Raw genomic sequence first — 19733 nt, 5'->3', positions numbered from 1 at the left:
CTCGTGTCCGGGTTGGTCATGCGAGTCTCAGGAGCGTCCGGCGACCGCCGGGGCCGCGAGGACCAGGCGTTCCGCCCGCAGACGGGGGCGCACCTCGACGATGCCGTCGTGCTCGGTGAGGTCCACGTCGACGTCGTAGACGCGTCGGATGAGCTCGGGGTCGTAGACCTCGTGCGCGGTGCCGTGCCGCAGGATGCGCCCGTCGAGCAGGAAGGCGACCTCGTCGCAGAACCGCGCCGCGTGGTTCAGGTCGTGGATCGAGACCACGACCGCGATCCCACGGGAACGAGCCACCTGGTGCGCGAGGTGCAGGGTCTGCAGCTGGTAGCGCAGGTCGAGCGCCGACGTGGGCTCGTCGAGAAGCAGCACCTGCGGCTCCTGCGCGAGCGCTCGTGCGATGAGGACCCGCTGGGCCTGGCCGCCGGAGAGCTCCGTGACGCTCCGGTCGGCGATCTCGGTCAGCCCGAGGCGCACGATCGCCTCCTCGACGCGCTCCCAGTCGGCTCGCCGCGGACGCGACCCGAAGTGCGGCGTCCGGCCGAGCAGGACCGCCTCGCGCACCGAGAGCGAGAACGAGAGCTCGATGGACTGGGGGACGTACGCGACGACGCGCGCGAGGTCCCGCCGCGACAGCGCCGCCAGATCGGCGTCGTCCCACGTGATCTGCCCGCCCGACGGCCGGACGATCCGGCTGACCGACTTGATGAGCGTCGACTTGCCCGAGCCGTTCGGGCCGAGCAGACCGAGGACGCTGCCCCGGGCGACCGACAGGTCCAGGCCGCTGAGCACCTGTCGTCGCCCGTAGCCGACGTCCAGGCCGGTGATCTCGAGGCTCATCCGAACGACCTCTTCCGCGCGAGGATCAGGTAGAGGAACACGGGAGCACCGACGAGAGCGTCGACGATGCCGACCGGCACGAGAGCCGGCGCGAGGACGATCCGGCCCACGGCGTCGGCCACGACGAGCAGGAGTCCCCCGACGAGCGCGGAGAACGGCAGGAGGAACCGGTGGTCCGCGCCGATCACGAGACGCGCGATGTGCGGTCCGACGAGACCGACGAAGCCGATGATGCCCGTGAAGCTGATCGTCACCGAGGTGATGAGCACGGCGACGAAGATCAGCTCGATCCGCACCCGGCTGACGGGGACGCCGAGGCTCCGAGCGGCGTCGTCTCCGGCGAACGCGATCGCGTTCACCGCGGAGCTGCGCCACTGCACGTACGGAACGGCGACGACCAGCAGGACCGCGAGCGTCACGACCTGGTACCAGACCGCCCCGTTCACCGTTCCCCAGGTCCAGCGCACGATCGCCGCCAGCGTCTCCTCGTTCGCGATGTACTGGAGCCCGGCGGTGAGCGCGGTGAAGAGCTGGGTGAGCGCGATGCCCAGGAGGATCAGGGTCGTGGGCTGCATCTTCTTCGTCGCCGCCAGGCCCAGGACGATCGCCGCGCAGCCGAGCCCGGTCACGAGCGCACCGCCGACGAGCGCCGACGTCGTCGAGGCGCCCTGTCCCTGGACGAAGAGGAGCGCGAGCGCGGCGCCGAACGCGGCAGCAGGGGCGATGCCCAGCGTGAAGGGGCTGACGAGCGGGTTGCGCAGAAGACCCTGGAACAGGACGCCGGCGATCGCCAGCGCACCACCGCCGAGCAGAGCGAGGCCCGCGCGGGGGACGCGCAGCTCCCACACGGTCGTGAACAGCCGCAGCTCCTGCGCGTCGGACGGCGCGACACCGGTCGTCTTGGCGACGAGGGCGTCGACGACGTCCTGCGGGGTGATGCCTCCGGCACCGATCTGGAGGGTGAGGACCGTGACCACGAGGGTCACCGCCACCGCGCCTCCCAGCACGAGCAGCTTTCCCAGCCCGTGCCGACGACGTCCTCGGGCGAGGCCCCGCTCGATCTCCGCGATCTGCGCGATCTCCGCGTCGTCGAGTGCGGGCGCGCTCATCGGTGGTCACCCCATCGGTAGACGTACTTGTCCGCGGTGTGCTCGTACGGCGTCTGCTGGAAGTCCTCCACCCAGCGACGGAAGAACTCCTCCGTGTCCACGTCCTCGAAGAGCTCGGGGTGCAGCCAGGTGGCGAGCCCCAGGGCGCCGATCTCCTTCGCGAGAGCGCTCGTCCAGAAGTTGTTCGCGACGAAGACGTCGCCGTTGCGCACGGCGGTCAGCTCGGACCAGCCGGGGCGGGCGACGAGCTCGTCGGCGAGAGTCGCGGCGGCGTCCTCGGGGAACGGCTCGTAGCCGGCGACGAGCCCGTCGATGCCGTGCCGCAGGACCAGGTCGGGATCCCGTTCGAGGACGTCGGCGGGGTCGACAGGAGTCGTGTGGACCGTGCCCCCGCGGTTGGGGTCGGAGGCGAAGTCGATGTCCCCGAAGACGTTGGTGCCTCCGGCGAGCTCGATGATGTCGTGCCAGCCCGACCCGGGGACGCCCGTGACGTTCGCCTCGCCGTTCTCGAAGTAGACGCTCTTGCGCTGGTCGTCGGGGAGGTGGGCGGTCCGCTCGTCGAGGAGGTCGGCCACTTCGCGGTACAGCCCTGCGAACTCCGCGGCACGCTCCTCGGTGCCGAACACCGTGCCGAGCAGCTCGACGTTCTTCTCGAAGAGCCGCGGCTCCCACGCCGTCACGACGAGGACGGGGATGCCGAACGGCTCGAGCTTCTCGATCGCCTCCTCGTAGGGAGAGTTGCTGAGCGTGATGAAGAGCTCGGGCCCGGCGGCGATGATCTCGTCGTAGTTGAACTCGGCGGCCCGCGAGACGATGGCCTCGGTACCCGGAACGGACTCCCAGTAGGGAGCGTTGCCCGGGGTGTCCTCGACGCCCTCGGCGCTCACGCCGACGACACGGTCACCGGCCCCGACACCGCGGACGAGCTCGATGTTGTACCAGTTGTAGCCGATGGCGACCGACTGGACCGGGACGGTGAGCTCCACCTCGCGCCCGAGCTCGTCCGTGACGGTGACGGTCTTCCGTTCTCCGCCCGACGCCGTGCTGTCAGGATCTGGTGGTGTCGCGTCCGCGGTCCCCGCGCACGCGGACAACACGAGCGCGGCGAGCACGAGGCCCGCGGCAGCGAGAGATCGAAGCTTCGACGAAGCCATGGGGAAACGCTCCTTGTTTCTCGGTGCCCGGACGCGGGCGCTCTGAGGCGCACCGGGTCGCCGGGCGGAAGGTCGTACACGCTTGCCGTTCCGGCAGGACGTCTCCGTGCCGGTGGGGCCAGGTCATCTCCCGGAGCACCCCGCCGTGACGAGGGGGTTGCTGACCAGCGAGCCGGAACTTGGCGCTGGTGCTCTTGACCGTGCGAGATGTCTACCGAGGCCCGCCGACGGGCGGGAACGGTCCGCGCAGAAATCTCTCATCCCGAGACAATGTGTCTCAGGGATACGTCGCCGAGAGGGCGCGCGGCAGCGCCGCCCGTACGCGTCGTGCGGCGTGGGCGAGCGTCGGCCGCAGAGGCCTTCGGGCGAGCGCCCGTCAGAAGGGCACGGCGTGCGTGCGAGCCGTGCTCGCGCCGTGGCGGGCGGCGGGCGCCGTGAGCCCCCGCGCGTCGAGGAGCGGGCGGACGCCCTCCGCGAACCAGTACGCCTCCTCGAGGTGCGGGTAGCCCGAGAGGACGAGCTCGTCGAACCCGGCCGCGCGGTACTCCTCGATCAGGTCGGCGACCTCTTCGTGGCTGCCGACGAGCGCCGTCCCGGCGCCGCCGCGCACGAGCCCGACGCCTGCCCACAGCCCGGGGTGGATCTCGAGGTCCCGCGCGCGCCGGGTGGCCGCGAGGTCACCGCCGCCGTGGAGCGCGACCATGCGCTGCTGCCCGACCGACCCGGACGAGCCCAGGAGCCGCTGGGCGCCCGCGATCTGCTCGGGCGTGAGGTCGTCGAGGAACCGCTGCGCGACGTCCCACGCGTCGGCCGACCGGTCGCGCGTGATGACGTGCAGGCGCACCCCGAAGCGGATCGTGCGTCCCTGCGCGACGGCGAGCTCGCGCACGCGCTCGATCTTCTCGCGCGCCTGCGCGGGCGGCTCGCCCCACGTGAGGTAGACGTCGGCCTGGGCCGCCGCGACGGGCAGCGCGGCCTCCGACGATCCGCCGAAGAAGATCTCGGGGCGCGGGTCCGGCGGCGCGGACGTCCGGGCGTCGGCGATCCGGTAGTGCGTGCCCTCGTACGAGAGCGGCGCCTCCTCCCACACGCCGCGCACGACCTCGAGGAACTCGCGCGTGCGGTCGTACCGCTCGTCGTGCTCGAGCCAGTCGCCGAACCTGCGCATCTCGTTCTCGTCGCCGCCCGTGACGACGTTGAGGAGCAGCCGTCCACCGGACAGGCGCTGGAAGGTCGCGGCCATCTGCGCCGCGAGCGTCGGCGAGACGAGGCCCGGGCGGAACGCGACGAGGAACTTCAGCCGCTCCGTGCTGCGGATCAGCGCGGACGTGACGAGCCACGCGTCCTCGCACCACGTCCCCGTCGGTGTGAGCACGCCCTCGTAGCCGAGGCGGTCGGCAGCGACCGCGACCTGCTCCAGGTAGTCGAGCGACGGCGCGCGGAACCCGGTCGCCCGGCCGGGCGTGTCCTTCGCGTGCGCGCCGTCGACGATCCCGCGTGCGTCGCCCGACGTCGGCAGGAACCAGTGCACGGCGAGCGGGCGGCGGGCGGCCGCCTCGTCGGGCGGGGACGCGGGTGTCGCGGGCTCGGCCGCTGCGTCGGCGCTCATCCCGCGAGCAGGTCCGGCTGCGGGTGGCGGACGCCCTGCACGGCCCCGCGCGGGATGGCCGCTCCGATCGCCGCGACGTCGTCCGGGGTGAGCTCGACCGAGGCGGCCGCGACGTTCTGCTCGAGGTACGCGAGGCGCTTGGTGCCGGGGATCGGGACGATGTCGTCACCTTGGGCGAGGAGCCACGCGAGCGCGAGCTGCGCCGTCGTGACGCCACGCTCGGCGGCGAGCTGCTCGAGCGAGCGGACCAGGCCGCGGTTGTGCTCGAACGCCTCGCCGGCGTAGCGCGCGTGGGAACGGCGCACGTCGTCCTCGGCGAAGCCGTCGGTCGCGTCCACGGTGCCCGTGAGGATGCCGCGGCCCAAGGGCGAGAAGGGCACGAACCCGATCCCGAGCTCGCGCAGCACGGGCAGCACCTCGTCCTCCGGGTCGCGCGTCCACAGGGAGTACTCGCTCTGCACGGCGGTGATCGGGTGCACCGTGTGCGCGCGGCGCACGGTGGCCGCCGAGGGCTCCGAGAGCCCGATCGTCCGGACCTTGCCCGCCTCGACGAGCTCCGCGAGCGCCCCGACGGTCTCCTCGATCGGGACCTGCGGGTCGATGCGGTGCAGGTAGTACAGGTCGAGCCGGTCGGTGCCGAGGCGGCGCAGGCTCGCGTCGACCGCCGAGCGCACGTACTCGGGGCGCCCGTCGACCCGGCGGCCGTCGGGGTGGCCGCCCGCGGGCGGGAGCCCGAACTTCGACGCGAGGACGATCTCGTCCCGGTGAGCGCTCAGCACGCGACCGATGAGCTCCTCGTTGCGCCCGTGGCCGTAGACGTCGGCCGTGTCGACGAGCGTGACGCCGAGCTCGACCGCCCGGCGCAGCACGGCCTCCGCCTCGCCGACGTCCGCGGGTCCGTACGCGTCCGTGACGGACATGCCGCCGAACCCGAGGGCGGAGACGGTGAGCGCGGCGTCGCCCGTACCGAGCGTGCGTGCGGTCGGGCGTGCGGGGGCGGGAGCGGCGGGGTGACGGTCGTCGGTCATGCCGCCAGCGGACCACCGCGAGCGCCCCGCGGCAAGAGCGAGGGCCGGTCCTCTCACCTGGCGAGAGAACGTGACGGGTCTCGTCGCGGCGGGTGCCGCCGACGTGTCACCGCAGGTCAGGCACGCCTGTCCTTGCTGGCGGGGACGGGGAATGGTGCCTAGTCTGGAATCGTTCAAGAGAACGAGTCACGAGTCGGCACCGACGGAAGCCGGGTGACCGCCGCACGTTCCGGGAGACCCCCGAGAGAGCGAGGAGCACCATGTCCGCACCCACCATCCACCGCGCCACCGCCCGCTTCGAGGCGTCGGAGGCGCTCCGCTCCCACCTGCAGCGCGTGCTCGTCGCGCTCGTCGACCTGCACGTCCAGGGCAAGCAGGCCCACTGGAACGTCACGGGCCGCGGGTTCCGCGACCTGCACCTCCAGCTCGACGACGTCGTGGACGTCGCGCGCGAGCACAGCGACACCGTCGCCGAGCGCATGCGCGCGCTCCAGGTCGTGCCCGACGGCCGCACCGAGACCGTCGCGACCACGACGGACCTCTCCCCGTACCCGGCCGGCCTCGTGTCCGTCGGCGACACGGTCGACGCGATCGTCGAGCGCATCGCCCAGACCGTCGAGGTCGTGCGCGAGGTGCACGACGCCGTCGACGCCGAGGACCCGACGACCGCCGACATCCTGCACGAGATCATCGCCGACCTGGAGAAGCAGGCCTGGTTCCTCTCGTCGGAGAACCGCGAGGCCTGATCCAGCCCGGCCCCGCGAGGGAGAGCCGCAGGTCGCGAGGTAGAACCCCTGGTGTTCTACCTCGCGACCTGCGGCTCTACCTCGCGGCGGGGCGGGCGAGCCGTCCGTCGAGCAGGGACGCCGCCCACGCGACGAGCGCCAGTGCCGCGACGGCGGCGCTCACGACGACGAGTCCGTCGCGATGGGCGTCGAGGACGCCCGGGACCGCGCCGTCGGTCCGGCCCACGAACGTGCCCGTCATCGCGGCGATGCAGACCGTCGCGGCGACGCGCTGCACGAGCTGGAGCGCCGCGCCGGCGACGCCGCGCTCCGTGCCGGGGGCACCCTCGAGCGTCAGCGTCTGGTTGGGCGAGATCGTCAGCCCCCCGACGACGCCCGTCAGCACCTGCGACAGGACGAGCACGGCGACCACCGTGGCCGTGGGCGCGACCGCCACCGCGAGCGCCGTGCCGGCGGCGACGAGCGCCTTCGCGCCGACGGCCACGGACACGCCGCGGCGGCCGAACCGGCGGAACAGCCGCCACGAGAGGTTCGCCGCCACGACCGACGCGATCGCGCCCGGCGTCGTGACCAGGCCTGCCTGGACCGGGCTGAGGCCCGCGCCGTCCTGGAGGAACAGCATGAGGACGGCGGAGTACCCGAGCGCGGCCCCGAAGCTGAACGCCGCGACGACGCAGCCCAGCACGTAGGTCGGGGAACGCAGGAGGACGGGTGCGAGAACCGGTGTCCGACCGCGCCGTGCGTAGCGCGGCTCCCACACGACGAGCGCCCCGACGGCGGCCGCGAGCACCCCGAGCGACAGCGGCAGCACGACGGCTCGCGGCCCCTCGGCGACGAACGGGACGAGCAGCCCGAGCGTCACGAGCGTGACGAGCACCAGCCCGACGGCGTCGAACCCGCCGCCGACGCGGCCACCGCGGGCGCGGCTCGCGGACAGGCCCTCGCCGGCCGGACGGCCTGCTGCCCGGCCCTCCCCGGCACCGCCGTCGCGACCGGGCGCGCCGCGCGGGGTCAGGCCACCCGCTCGCGTCGAGCCGCGACGCAGCACGCGCAGGGCGACGACGGCCACGGCGAGCCCCAGGGGCGCGGCGAGCCCGACGGCGGCGCGCCACCCCGCCGCCGGTCCGAGCCCGGACAGGATGCCGCCACCGACGAGCGGGGACAGGACCATGGCGAACGCCCCCGTCGAGGCGTACGCGCCGAGCGCACGTGCGCGGGCCGGCCCGGCGTAGTGGTCCTGGAGCAGCCCGATGACCTGCGGGTTCGCGGTCCCGGCGCCGACGCCCTGGAGCAGTCGCGCGGCGACGAGCACGTCGGCGTCGGACGCCGTCGCGCCGACGAGGCTCCCCGCGGCGAACAAGGCCAGCCCGACGGCCAGGGGTCGGCCGCGCCCGAGCCGGTCGCCGAGGCGGCCCGCCGGGACGAGCGCGAGCCCGAAGGTCAGGGAGTACCCGGCGAGGATCCACTGGAGCTGCGCGGTCGTCGCCCCGAGCTCGCTGCGCAGCGCCGGTGCCGCGACGGTGAGGATCGCCGAGTCCAGCAGCGTGACGAACCCGGTCGCGAGGCAGACCCGCAGCACGGCCCGCGACGCCCGACCGTCCGTCGTCACCGCCACGGCAGGCCGTCATCCGGATGACCGTTCACCCGAGGTAGCTCGTCACGACGTCGTGCAGCGCGGTGGCGGTGAGCCCGAGCGACTCGACGTCGACGCGCTCGTCGTTCCCGTGGAACAGCGAACGGAACACCCCCGGGTCCCACTGCTCGCTGAGCAGGCCGAACCCGTAGGCCGGCACGCCGCGGCGACGGAAGAAGCGCCCGTCCGTGCCGCCGGTCCCGAGGACCGGCACGACGTCGGCGCCCGCGTGCGCGCGCACTGCCCGCTCGATCGCCGCGTACGCCGCGCCGTCGGTGGGCGACTGCGACGCCTCGCCGAACCAGTCACCCTCGACGTGCACGTGCTCGCGCAGGTCGCCGAGCGCGTCGTCGAGCAGGTCGGCCACGTCCTGCGGGGTCGCGCCCGGGAGGACGCGGATGTCGAGCGTGACCTCCGCGAGCCCGGGGATGACGTTGGGCTTCGACCCGGCGTGCAGCACGGTCGGCGCGACGGTCGTGTGCGTCGTGGCGTGCGCGACGGACGCGAGCGCGCCGAGCGCGGGCAGCGCGTCGTCGATCCGGGCGGGGTCGAGCAGCGCGGCCCGCACGTCGGGCGCGAGGTCGAGCGCGTCGACGTAGCGGCGCCACAGGTCCCTGATGACGACGGGGCCTCGGTGCGCGGTGATCCGCCGCACGGCCTCCGCCGCGAGCACGATCGCGTTGAGCGACCCGTACGGCCCCGACCCGTGCCCCGGGCGCCCGACGACGCGCAGCCGGCGCCCCGCGCCGCCCTTCTCCCCCACCGCGATCGTGCGGCTCCCCCGAGGCCCGAGCGGCACCCCGCCCGACTCCGTGAGGACCGCGTCGACGTCCACGAGGTCGTACCGGTGCTGCGTGATCCAGTCGACGCCCCACGTGCTGCCGTGCTCCTCGTCGGCGACGGCAGCGAGCACGAGGTCGCCGCGCAGCCGCCGCCCGCTCTCCGCGATCGCGCGCGTGACGACCGTGAACGCGGACGTGAGCCCCAGCATGTCGATCGCGCCACGACCCCACACCCAGCCGTCGACGAGCTCGCCGCCGAACGGGTCGCGCGTCCACCCCTCCGGCTCGACGGGCACGACGTCGGTGTGCCCGACGAGCGCGAGCGAGGGCGCCTCCGGGTCCGTGCCGCGCAGGCGCGCGACGAGCGACGTGCGGCCGGGGCGCGGCTCGACCCACTCGACCTCGAGGTCGAGGCCGTCGAGCGCGTCGGCGACGGCGCGCGCGTTGCGCACTTCCTGCCCCGAGCCGACGGTGCCGTCGTTGACGCACGCGTTGCGGATCATCGCCTGGAGCAGCTCGGTGGTGCGGCCCGCGAGCTCGGTGCGCGACGGCGCGGGGGCGGGCTCCGCGAGCACGCGCGGCCCGGGCGTCGCCCTGGTCCCGGGCCGGACGCCGGGTGCTGCGGGTCGTGCGGTGACGGTCATCGTGCCCTCCCTGCTGTCGTGGACGACGCCCGGGGCGCGTCCTGGAGCGCGCGGCGGCCGGGGATGGCCGCGACGAGCTCGCGCGTGTACTCCTCCTGCGGGTCGAGCAGGATCTGCTCGGCCGGGCCCTGCTCGACGACGCGCCCGCGGTGCATGACGCCGACGTGGTCGGACACCTGCCGCACGACCGCGAGGTCGTGCGAGATGAACAGGTACGCGAGCCCGTGCTCGGCCTGGAGCCGCACGAGCAGCTCGAGGATCTGCGCCTGCACGGACACGTCGAGCGCCGAGACGGGCTCGTCGAGCACGACGAGCGCGGGGTTCAGCGCGAGCGCCCGCGCGATGGCGACGCGCTGGCGCTGCCCGCCCGAGAGCTCGCGCGGTCCCCGTCGGAGCACGTCGGGCGGGAGCGCGACGTCCTCGACGAGCGCACGTGCCCGGTCCGCCCGCTCGGACGGCGACCCGACCCGGTACGCCCGGAGCGGCTCGGTGACGATCTGCTCGACGGTGAACCGCGGGTCGAGCGACGCGTACGGGGACTGGTAGACCACCTGGAAGCCGCGACGCAGCGACCGCAGCCGCTCGCCGCGCGCCGTCGTGATGTCCTCGCCCGCGAACTCCACCGTGCCCGCGGTGGGCCGCTCGAGCCGGAGGGCGAGACGCGCCGTCGTGCTCTTGCCCGACCCCGACTCCCCCACGAGCGCGTACGTCTCGCCGCGCCCGACGGCGAAGCTCACGCCGTCCACGGCGACGAGCGTCCGGTGCGCCGACCCGCGCGGCAGCGTGAACTCCTTGCGCAGGTCCCGCACCGCGAGGACAGGCACGCTCGCGGTGTCCGGGCCGGCGCCGTCGGGCACCGCGGTCCCCTGACCGTCGGCGCGGCTCACGACCGCGGCGCGGCTCGCGTCGGCGCGCGGGACGACGCCGTCGTCCGGCGCCGTCTCCGGCGTGCCGCCCCCGACGAGGCGCGAGCTCGCGAGGCTCGGCGCCGCGGCGATGAGCTGCTGGGTGTAGGGGTGGCGCGGGTCGTGCAGCACCTGGTCCGCGGTGCCCTCCTCGACGACGACCCCGCGCTCGAGCACGACGATCCGGTCGGCGCGGTCCGCCGCGACGCCGAGGTCGTGCGTGATGAGCAGGACCGCGGTGCCCAGGTCGCGCACGAGGCCGTCGAGGTGGTCGAGGATGCGGCGCTGGACGGTCACGTCGAGCGCGCTCGTGGGCTCGTCCGCGACGACGAGGCGCGGCCGGGCCGCGACGGCGATCGCGATGAGCACGCGCTGGCGCATCCCGCCGGAGAGCTGCGACGGGTACTGCCGTGCGCGGGCCTCCGGGTCGTCGATCCCGGCCTGGCGCAGCAGCTCGACCGCGCGCTCGCGCGCCTCCTTGCGCCGCGCGAGCCCGTGGATGACGAGCACCTCCGCGACCTGGTCGCCCACGCGCGTGACGGGGTTGAGGGACACCGTCGGGTCCTGCGGCACGAGCCCGACGTCGCGGCCCCGCACCTGCTGCCACTCCTTCTCGGAGAGCCGTCCGACGTCGCGCCCACCGAGGCGGATGGTCCCGCCCGTCACCGCTCCCCCGCGCGAGAGCAGGTGCAGGGCCGCGTGCGCCGTCGTGCTCTTGCCCGACCCGGACTCGCCCACGAGCGCGACGACCTCGCCCGCCCCGACCGTGAGGTCGACGCCGCGGACGGCGGCGTACGAGCCGCCGTCGCGCGTGCGGTAGGCGACCTCGAGCCCGCGGATCTCGAGCGCGGGCGCCTCGCCCGACGTCGGGCCGGGACGCTCCTGGGTGGTCGGCGTCGTGGCGGTCATGCGTCCCCTCCGGTCCGTTCCAGGGCCCGCGCGATGCGGTTCGCCGACAGCACGACGGCGACGATCACGAGGCCCGGCATGGTCGTGAGCCACCACGCGGTGGCCAGGTAGTCGCGCCCGCCCGAGACGAGCGACCCCCACTCGGGCGCGGGCGGCGGCGTCCCGTAGCCGAGGAAGCTCAGCGCCGAGATGGCGAGCACGGCCGTCCCGAGCTCGAGCGCGACGAGCGCGAGCACCGGTCCCGTCGAGTTGGGCAGCACGTGGCGTCCGAGCACGCCGTACCAGCGCACGCCCGACGCACGGGCCGCCTCGACGTACACCGACGTCGAGGTCCGCAGGACCTCGGCCCGCATGACGCGTGCGAACGTCGCGACGCTCGTGATGCCGACGGCGATCGCGACCTTGACCGTCCCGAACCCGAGCGCCGTGATGATCGCGAGCGAGAGCAGGATGCTCGGGATCGCGAGCAGCACGTCGACGAACCGGCCGACGACGTCGTCCACCCACCCGCGCACGAACCCCGCGAGCAGGCCGAGCAACGACCCGGCGACGAGCCCGACCGCGACCGCGATGACGGTCGCGCTGAGCGACGCCGACGCGCCGTGGACGACGCGCGCGTACACGTCGCGCCCCAGGTGGTCGGTGCCGAACAGGTGCGCGCCGGACGGCGGCTGGAGCCGGTCCGCGGGCACGCCCGTCAGCGGGTCGTACGCCGTGAAGAGCTGCGGGACGACCGCCCACGCCGTGACGAGCAGGACGACGAGCACGGCGACGACCAGCCCGGGACGCCGCACGGCGTACCGCACCCCGCGCCGCCACCGGCCCGCCGTGCCCTGGGTCCGCACGCGGCCGTGCCGGAGGATCGCGCGCGCGTCCTCGCGGTCCTCGACCTCGATCTCCTCGGGCGCCCGCGGCTCGGGGACCTCCGGGCTCCCCGGCCGCGCGTCGCCCGACGGCGGGACGTCCGTCCGCGGGACGTCTCGCGTCGGAGCGGTCGCGCGGTCGCTCGCGGTCGTCGGGACCTCGACCGCGTCGCGGAGCACGATGCGCACCCCTGGCCTGGTGCTCATGCAGCCACCGCCTTCTGTCGTGCGTCGATCCGGGGGTCGAGCAGGGGGTAGAGCAGGTCGACCACGAGCGTGACGACCACGAACACGAGCGCGGAGAGCACGACGACCGCCTGCACGACGGGGATGTCCTGCGCGTCCACGGACGTGACCGTGAGTCGCCCGAGGCCCGCGCGCGAGAACACCGTCTCCGTGACGACCGTGCCGCCGAGCAGCCCGCCCACGACGACCCCCAGGACGGTCAGCGCGGGGATCGCGGCGTTGCGCAGCGCGTGGCCGAAGTGCACGCGCGCCCGGCTCGCGCCCTTCGCGCGCGCCGTCTCGACGTACGGCTCACCGAGCGTCCCGCGCAGGCTCCGCGCGAGCACCTGGGCGAGCGCGGCGCTCGCCGGGACGGCGAGCGTGATCGCCGGCAGCACGAGGCTGATCGCGCCCTCGTTGCCGATCGCGGGGAACAGCGGGAGCTGGAAGGAGAACCACTGCAGCAGGAGCAGGCCCAGCCAGAACGGCGGCAGGGCGACGCCGAGCGGCGGGAGCGACGCGAGCGCGTGGCGCAGCCACGCCGCGCGCGGGAACGTGCTCGCGATCGCGATGCCGGCGCCCGCCACGACGGCGAGGACGAGCGCCGCGGCCGTGAGCCGGAGCGTCTCGGGGAGCGCCTGGAGCACGAGCTGGGTCGCAGGCGCGCCCGACGCGTACGACGTCCCGAAGTCGAGCCGCAGCGCGTGCCACAGCGCGTCGGCGTACTGCACGAGCACGGGCCGGTCGAGGCCGTACTGGGCGCGCAGGGCGTCGAGCAGCGCGGGGTCCACCTGGTCCGCCTCGCCCCCGCCGCTCGCCATGAGCGCGGCCGGGTCGCTGGGCAGCAGGTAGAGGACGAAGAACGAGATGGTGAACGCCGCCCAGAGCACGAACAGGCCCTGCCCGGCGCGACGCAGGACGTACCGGCCCATGGTCGGCCTCCTTCCGTGGGGGATGCCCGCCTGCCCGACGCCGCGACGTCGGGCAGGCGGGCCCGGCGGGTCAGCCCTGGGTGACCCAGGCGTCGTAGAAGTCGAGGCGCGACGACGCCTCGAACGTCAGGCCGTGGACCGTGTCGGCGGCCGCGATGGTCGTCGAGAGCTCGTAAACCGGGATCGCGTGCCCCTTCTGCACGAGCAGGCGCGACGCCTCCGTGACGAGCTCCTGGCGCTCGGCCGGGTCGGTCGCCGCGGCCGACGCGTCGAGCAGGTCGTCGACCTCCTCCGCGTCGCGCTGGTTGATGTTGCGCGCATTCGCCGAGAAGATCGTGCGCAGCACGTCCGGGTCGGAGCGCGTGAGGTTGTAGTAGTCGAAGTCGAAGTCGCCGCTCTCCTTGATCGCCTGCGACTCGGCGACGGTCACGTGCTGGAGCTGGAGGTCCACGCCGATCTGCGCGAGCTGCTGCTGGACCAGCTCGAGCGGCTCCGGCACCTGCCAGAACGTCACGGTCGTGGAGAGCTTCTGGCCGTCCTTCTCCCGCACGCCGTCGGCGCCCTCGACCCAGCCCGCGTCGTCGAGGATCTTCTTCGCGCCCTCGGGGTCGTAGGCGAGCTCGTCCGCGACGCTCTCGTAGAGCGGCGTCGAGTGCGAGAGCACGCTCGTGGCCGGCTCGTCCTGCTCGCTGAGCACGGTGTCCGCGATCTGCTCGCGGTCGATGCCCTTGAGGATCGCCGTCCGCACGGCCTCGTCGCCCGCGAGCGGGCTCGACTCGTTGGGGAAGAGGTTGAACACGACGCCCGGGTTGGCGCGGTACTCGAGCCAGAACCCGTTCCCGTCGAACTGCGGGAGGTCGACGGTCGAGATCGCGGCCGTGGCGTCGATCTGCCCGGACTGCAGGCTGCCGCTGCGCACGCTCGCCTCGGGGATGACCTTGAACGTCACCGTGTCGAGGTAGGCCTCGCCCTGGTGGTCGTTGGCCTCCGAGCCCCACGCGTAGCCCGCGACCTTCTCGAGCACGATCTCCTGGTCCTGCGTGTAGGACTTGACGGAGAACGGGCCGGAGCCGACGAACTTGCCCGCGCAGCGGTCCTCGACGCTCAGGTCGGCCGACGACGGCGCGAGGAGGCCGAGCGAGAACGTCGAGGTCGCCTGGAGGAACTGGGCGCTCGGCGCCGCGAAGTCGACCGTGAGGGTCTGCGGGTCCGTGACCGTCGTGCCCTCGTAGCCGACGAGGTACTGCGACCCGAGCGACGCCGTCGCGCCGAGCGCGACGATCGCGTCGAAGTTCGTCTTGACCGACTCGGCGTCGATCGGCGTGCCGTCGGCGTAGGTCGCGTCGTCGCGCAGGTGGAACGTGTAGCTCGACGCGTCCTCGTTCACCTCCCAGCTCTCCGCGAGCCACGGCAGGATCTCGCCCGTCTCCGGGTCCTGCGCGGTGAGGGAGGCGACGGTCTGGCGGGCCGCCGCGATGGCGTCGTTGTTGCCGACCTGCTGCGGGTCGATGCAGTGCGAGTCGACGGTGATCGCGAAGGTCAGGTCGCCGCCCGCGACCGGCTCGCCGGACGGGCTGGGCGACCCGTCGTCGTCGGAGGTGCCGGCGCCGCCACCGCACGCGGCGAGCAGGAGACCCGTCGCGGCGGCGGCCGCGGCGGCGGTCAGGGACCGGCGTCGGTGAGGTGTGGGGATCATGTCGTGCTGCTCTCCTCGTGTGCCGGCTGAGGACCGGCGGTCGTCCGGCGCCGGTGGTCGTCCGCGCCGGGCCGAGGGCCGGCGCGGCGGGGGAACCCACCGGGGTGCCGTGCTTACCGCGCGGCGGGAGCCACGCGGTCAGGTCGTTCCCGGAGCACCCCGTCACGTCGAAGGGTTGCTGGTCAGCGAGCCGGGCCTGCGTGCTGACGCTCGTCACCTGGGAGCAGGAAAGACAATCTCGACCGGTTGAGTCAAGTATCGAGACGGTCGTCCCGCCAGGCGGACGGTTGTTTCCTGCTCCGCGACGTCGTGACCCGTCGGCGGGGCTGCCACGAGCACGGCGAGGGCCCGCCTCGCCGGGCGAGACGGGCCCCTCCCCTCCGGTCCGGCGGGATCGCTCAGGCCGCGGTGAACCCCGCCGCGCGGCGGGCGTCGGCCGGGCTCCACAGGTCGGTCTTCACCTCGGCCTGCACGACGGGCACGACCTCCTCCGCGAACCGGCGCAGCACGTCCTCCTGCTGCGCCGCGGGGATCAGATGGTTGACCGAGACGGACTGGAGGTCGTGCCCGTAGGACGCGTGATAGTCGAGGATCTTCTCCGCGACGCGCTCCGGCGAGCCCACCAGCGCCGGACCGCGCTCGACGGCGTCCTCGACCGTCCGGAAGCTCGGCGCCTTCCCGACGGCGTCCGGCCCGTAGCCCCGACGCGCCGCCGCCGCGACCTGGCCCTCGTAGATCGGGCGGTACTGCTCGATCGCCTCCTCCGTCGTGTCGGCGAGGAACAGCCCGCCCGAGCCCGACCCGACGAACCCGTACGCCGGGTCGTGCCCGTGCGCCGCGTACTGCTCGCGGTACCGGTCGATGAGCACCTGGTAGTTCTCGCGCGGCTGCAACGCGTTGGCGCTGACGATCGGGTCCCCGTACCGGGCCGCGAGGTCCACCGCGAAGCGCGACGTCGCCGACCCGTGCCAGATCCGGAACGGCCCCGCGAACGGACGCGGCAGCGTCGTCGCGTGCTCCAGCGCGTGGCGGTGCCGCCCGCTCCAGCTCACGTCCTCCTCCGACAGCAGCAGGCGCAGCAGCTCGTAGTTCTCCTGGAGGTACTCGTACTGCTTGTCGATGTCGAGCCCCAGCAGCGGGTACTGGAGCACCTCGTTGCCCTTGCCGATGACGATCTCCAGCCGCCCGCGGCTGAGCTGGTCCACCGTCGCGAGGTCCTCGGCGACCCGGATCGGGTCGAGCAGCGACAGCACGGTGACGCCCGTGCTCAGCAGGATGCGCGACGTCCGCGCCGCGACCGCACCGAGGATCACCGTCGGCGCCGACGACAGCACCTCCCCCGCGTGCCGCTCCCCCACCGCGAACGAGTCGAAGCCGAGCTCCTCCGCCAGCACCGCCGTCTCGACGACCCGGTTCAACCGGTCGGACGGCGCGACGGCCGCCCCGGTCACGGGGTGGGGCGGGTTGAACACGATGTCGAGTACCTGGAACCGCACGGTCCTGCTCCTTGCTGTCGTCGTCCGTGGTCGGGCCGGGCGGGCCCGCCAGCGAGATCGGCAGCGCCGGCCGAGGTCGGCACCTGCACGCGCCGATCTCGGCCGGGGCTGCCGATCTCGTCCTTCTCTGCCGATCTCGGTCCCGGGCCCGTCAGGCCGCGGCGGCCTCCGCGGTCGCGGCGTCGCGCTTCGCGACCTCCTCGCGGACGATCGGGATGACGTACCGGCCGAAGTCGATCGCGTCGTCGAGCAGGTCGTAGCCGCGGGCCGAGATGACGCGGACGCCGAGGTCGTAGTACGCGAGCAGCGCCTCGGCGACCTGCTCGGGCGTGCCGACGAGCGCGTTGGAGTTGCCGGCGCCGCCGGTCGCCTTCGCGGTCGCTGTCCACAGGGCGGTGTCGAAGCGCTCGCCCTGGGCGGCGATCTCGAGCAGGCGCTGGGAACCCGCGTTCTCGGGCTTGTCGATCGGGTGCCGACGGCTGAGCTGTCCCCCCGCGGCGGCCTTGCGCGCCTCGATCCGGTCGAGGATGCGGTGCGCCTTCTCCCAGGCGAGCTCCTCGGTCGGCGCGACGATCGGCCGGAACGCGGCGTGGATGCGCGGCGGGGTGGCCCGGCCCGCGGCGGCGGCCTCGGCGTGCACGCGCGCGATCTGCTCGGCCGTGCGGTCGAGCGGCTCGCCCCAGACGGCGTAGATGTCGGCCTCGGCCGCGCCGACGCGGAACGCGGCGTCCGACGACCCGCCGAACGAGATGGTCGGGGTGCGGCCCTCGAACGGCTTGGCGTCGAGCACGAAGTCGTCGAAGTCGTAGAACGGCCCGTGGTGGTCGAACGGCTCGGCGCTCGACCAGGCCTGCTTGACGATCTGGATGTACTCGTGGGTGCGCGCGTACCGCTCGTCCTTGGTCAGCGTGTCGCCTTCGCGGCCCTGCTCGTGGTCGTTGCCACCGGTGATGAAGTGCACGGAGAACCGCCCGCCGGAGAGCTGGTCGAGCGTCGCGAACGTCTTGGCGGCGTACGTCGGGTAGGACACGTTGGGCCGGTGCGCGAGCAGCAGCTCGATCGACTGCAGGCGAGCCGCGGTGTAGGCGGCGAGCGCCGCGGGCTCCGGGCCGGAGGAGCCGTAGGCGAAGAGGATGCGCGTCCAGCCGTTGTCCTCGTGCGCACGCACGAGGCGCTCGAGGTAGGCAGGGTCGAACGCGGCGGTCGTGCGCTCGGTGGTCTCCGACGCGTCGTTGGTCGTGGCGATGCCGAGGAACTCGACGGGCATGAGGATCTCCGTAGGTGTCGTCGTGGGTGGTGCGCGGGTGCGGGTTCGCGGTGCCGGTGCTGCGCGAGCCGGGCAGACGTGGTGCGGTCCGGTCGGCCGCTCAGGACCGGGCGGGCGCCGTCGGGTCCGGGGACGCCGTCGACTCCGGAGACGTCGCGGGCGACGCCTCGACCGGCTCCGACGCCGGGAGGCCGGCGTCCTTCCAGGCCGGGAAGCCGCCGTCGACGTGCGAGACGTTCGTGTACCCGCGCTCGGCGAGCGCCTCGGCGACGGGTCCGGAGCCGTTCGGCGACCCGCACACGACGACGACGGGCGTGTCGAGCGAGATCGCCGGGTTCTCGGCGGGACCGAACAGGGCGTCGAGGTCGTGGCGGTCGGCGAGCGTGGCGCCGGGGATCTCGCCGTGCGCGGCGCGGCCGCCGGCGGAGCGCACGTCGATGAGCAGCGCGCCGTCGGCGACCTTGGCCGCGGCGTCGGTCGCGGCCTGGAGGGGTGGGGTGGTCGTCATGGGTTTCTCCTTCGAGGGGTCGTCGCGAGATCGACCCGCACGTCCGAGATCGACCCTCAGGAGGTCGATCTGGCGACGCGCGGGTCGATCTCGCGTTAGGGGGTGGTGGCGAGTGCGGGTGTGGCGGGGGCGGGGCTTCCCGCGAACCAGTGCTCGGCGAGCAGCTCGAACGAGCGACGGGCGTCGTCGGCGTCGTGGGTCGCGGTGGTGACGAGCAGCTCGTCGGCACCCGTCGCGCGGCGCAGCGTCTCGAGCCGCTGCACGACCGTCTCCGGGTCGCCGACGATGCGCGTGTCGACGCGGTCCGCGACGAGCGCGCGCTCAGCCTCCGGGCGGTCCTCCCACGCGGGCGACGTACCCGGCTCGGGGTACGCGATCGCGCCGTCGGCGCCGCGGCGGATGGAGAGCACCCAGTCCGCGAACGGTGTCGCGAGCTCCCGGGCGCGCTCGATCGTGTCGGCGACGAGCACGTCGGCGGACACGACGACGTACGGCTCGTCGAGCACGCCCGGCCGGAACGCCGCGCGGTAGGCGGCGACGGTGTCGATCGTCGCCGACGGCGCCACGTGGTAGTTCGCGGCGATCGGCAGCCCGAGCTCGCCCGCGACGCGCGCGCTCTCGCCGGGGCTCGACGCGAGGACCCACAGGTCCCAGTCGGCACCCTCGACGGGCGGGCTCACGTACGGCGTCCCGTGCTCGTCGCGGTACGTCCCGGCACGCAGGCCGAGCACGAGGTCCAGCTCCTCGCGGAAGCTGACGGGCGTGCGCGACGCCCCGACGATCCGCTTCTGCGCGAGGATCCGCTCGCGCAGCACGGAGTCGTTGAGGTTCGACGGCGGCGCGCCGGGGACGTAGAGCCCCTCGACGACGCGCGGCCCGGTCGCGCCGGACCGCGCGGCGCGCAGCGGGCCGTCCGTGCCCTGCGTGCTGCCCTGCGAACCCGTCGCGTCCTTCGGCGGGGTGAAGGCCCGGCCCAGCCCGAGGTCGACCCGGCCCGGGTGCAGCGCGGCGATCGTCCCGAACTGCTCGGCGGCGACGAGCGGGCTCGTCGTGCTCAGCAGCACCGCGCCGCTGCCGACGCGGATGCGCTCGGTCCGGGCCGCGACGGCCGCGGCGAGCACGGCGGGCGACGCGGAGCCGACACCGGGCGACAGGTGGTGCTCGGCGTACCAGACGCGGTGGTAACCGAGCCGGTCGAGGTCGCGCGCGAGCCCGACGGCGCGGCGCACCGCGTCCTGGCCCGTCGCCCCCTCGGGAACGATCGCGAGGTCGAGGACGGACAGCGGGACGCGGCCGGACGCCGGTCGCGGACCGCCGGGGGTGGCGGTCGGGTGCGGGTGGGAGGACATGGCTTCCTTCGGTGGTGCGGCTGGTCGTGGTGCGGCGGCCG

16 protein-coding genes and 2 riboswitches are annotated in these 19733 nt (G+C 74.1%); of the genes, 1 reads left to right on the top strand and 15 read right to left on the bottom strand.

Features of this window, described 5'->3' with window-relative positions; translation table 11 throughout:
- Window positions 1–27 precede the first annotated feature (27 nt).
- The 5 genes from NHH00_RS19590 to NHH00_RS19570 all read right to left on the bottom strand — a co-directional run bounded on the left by NHH00_RS19590 (window position 28) and on the right by NHH00_RS19570 (window position 5737).
- A complete protein-coding gene (locus tag NHH00_RS19590; RefSeq protein ID WP_253055208.1) occupies window positions 28–837 on the bottom strand; it encodes an ABC transporter ATP-binding protein in 810 nt (269 codons plus the stop codon).
- A complete protein-coding gene (locus tag NHH00_RS19585) occupies window positions 834–1946 on the bottom strand; it encodes a FecCD family ABC transporter permease (RefSeq protein ID WP_253055207.1) in 1113 nt (370 codons plus the stop codon). The genes NHH00_RS19590 and NHH00_RS19585 overlap by 4 nt, the downstream gene beginning before the upstream one ends.
- The gene (locus NHH00_RS19580) at window positions 1943–3100 is read right to left on the bottom strand and encodes an ABC transporter substrate-binding protein (RefSeq protein WP_253055206.1); all 1158 of its coding nucleotides are present in this window, start codon (window positions 3098–3100) and stop codon (window positions 1943–1945) included. Before NHH00_RS19580 ends, NHH00_RS19585 begins: the two co-directional genes overlap by 4 nt.
- 73 nt (window positions 3101–3173) lie before the next feature.
- Window positions 3174–3300: riboswitch (SAM riboswitch) on the bottom strand.
- Window positions 3301–3476: 176 nt separating this feature from the next.
- Complete coding sequence (locus tag NHH00_RS19575) at window positions 3477–4709, bottom strand: LLM class flavin-dependent oxidoreductase (protein WP_253055205.1); 1233 nt, start codon at window positions 4707–4709, stop codon at window positions 3477–3479.
- Window positions 4706–5737 carry an aldo/keto reductase gene (locus NHH00_RS19570; protein ID WP_253055204.1) on the bottom strand — a complete coding sequence of 344 codons (1032 nt, stop codon included), beginning with the start codon at window positions 5735–5737 and terminating at the stop codon, window positions 4706–4708. The genes NHH00_RS19575 and NHH00_RS19570 overlap by 4 nt, the downstream gene beginning before the upstream one ends.
- 260 nt (window positions 5738–5997) lie before the next feature.
- On the opposite strand from NHH00_RS19570, the gene NHH00_RS19565 reads away from it, so the two are divergent.
- Window positions 5998–6483: a Dps family protein gene (locus NHH00_RS19565; protein WP_253055203.1), complete on the top strand. Its 486-nt coding sequence runs from the start codon at window positions 5998–6000 to the stop codon at window positions 6481–6483.
- Between the two features lie 76 nt (window positions 6484–6559).
- Here the strand turns inward: NHH00_RS19565 and NHH00_RS19560 are convergent, their stop codons facing one another.
- The 10 genes from NHH00_RS19560 to NHH00_RS19515 form a co-directional block, all read right to left on the bottom strand.
- Window positions 6560–8098 (bottom strand): MFS transporter, encoded by a 1539-nt coding sequence (locus tag NHH00_RS19560; RefSeq protein ID WP_253055202.1) that lies wholly within the window; start codon window positions 8096–8098, stop codon window positions 6560–6562.
- Between the two features lie 25 nt (window positions 8099–8123).
- Window positions 8124–9542, bottom strand: coding sequence for a M20/M25/M40 family metallo-hydrolase (locus NHH00_RS19555; protein ID WP_253055201.1), 1419 nt, complete (start codon window positions 9540–9542; stop codon window positions 8124–8126).
- Window positions 9539–11356 (bottom strand): dipeptide ABC transporter ATP-binding protein, encoded by a 1818-nt coding sequence (locus NHH00_RS19550; RefSeq protein ID WP_253055200.1) that lies wholly within the window; start codon window positions 11354–11356, stop codon window positions 9539–9541. The genes NHH00_RS19555 and NHH00_RS19550 overlap by 4 nt, the downstream gene beginning before the upstream one ends.
- Entirely contained in the window at window positions 11353–12426 is a 1074-nt protein-coding gene (locus NHH00_RS19545) for an ABC transporter permease (RefSeq protein WP_253055199.1), read from the bottom strand. Before NHH00_RS19545 ends, NHH00_RS19550 begins: the two co-directional genes overlap by 4 nt.
- The gene (locus NHH00_RS19540) at window positions 12423–13376 is read right to left on the bottom strand and encodes an ABC transporter permease (RefSeq protein WP_253055198.1); all 954 of its coding nucleotides are present in this window, start codon (window positions 13374–13376) and stop codon (window positions 12423–12425) included. The genes NHH00_RS19545 and NHH00_RS19540 overlap by 4 nt, the downstream gene beginning before the upstream one ends.
- A 70-nt stretch (window positions 13377–13446) precedes the next feature.
- Window positions 13447–15072: an ABC transporter substrate-binding protein gene (locus NHH00_RS19535; protein ID WP_253055197.1), complete on the bottom strand. Its 1626-nt coding sequence runs from the start codon at window positions 15070–15072 to the stop codon at window positions 13447–13449.
- Between the two features lie 104 nt (window positions 15073–15176).
- A riboswitch (SAM riboswitch) is annotated at window positions 15177–15290 on the bottom strand.
- 180 nt (window positions 15291–15470) lie between these two features.
- Entirely contained in the window at window positions 15471–16568 is a 1098-nt protein-coding gene (locus tag NHH00_RS19530) for an LLM class flavin-dependent oxidoreductase (RefSeq protein WP_253055196.1), read from the bottom strand.
- Between the two features lie 151 nt (window positions 16569–16719).
- Entirely contained in the window at window positions 16720–17835 is a 1116-nt protein-coding gene (locus tag NHH00_RS19525) for an LLM class flavin-dependent oxidoreductase (RefSeq protein ID WP_253055195.1), read from the bottom strand.
- Window positions 17836–17935: 100 nt separating this feature from the next.
- Entirely contained in the window at window positions 17936–18343 is a 408-nt protein-coding gene (locus tag NHH00_RS19520) for a rhodanese-like domain-containing protein (protein WP_253055194.1), read from the bottom strand.
- A 95-nt stretch (window positions 18344–18438) separates the two neighbouring features.
- Window positions 18439–19692: an LLM class flavin-dependent oxidoreductase gene (locus NHH00_RS19515; protein WP_253055193.1), complete on the bottom strand. Its 1254-nt coding sequence runs from the start codon at window positions 19690–19692 to the stop codon at window positions 18439–18441.
- Between the last annotated feature and the right edge of the window lie 41 nt (window positions 19693–19733).

The organism is Cellulosimicrobium cellulans (assembly GCF_024124905.1).
In the GTDB taxonomy this organism is placed as follows: domain Bacteria; phylum Actinomycetota; class Actinomycetes; order Actinomycetales; family Cellulomonadaceae; genus Cellulosimicrobium; species Cellulosimicrobium cellulans_G.
The sequence above is the reverse complement of the archived record's forward strand: the minus strand, read 5'-3'. Positions and strand labels throughout refer to the sequence as shown.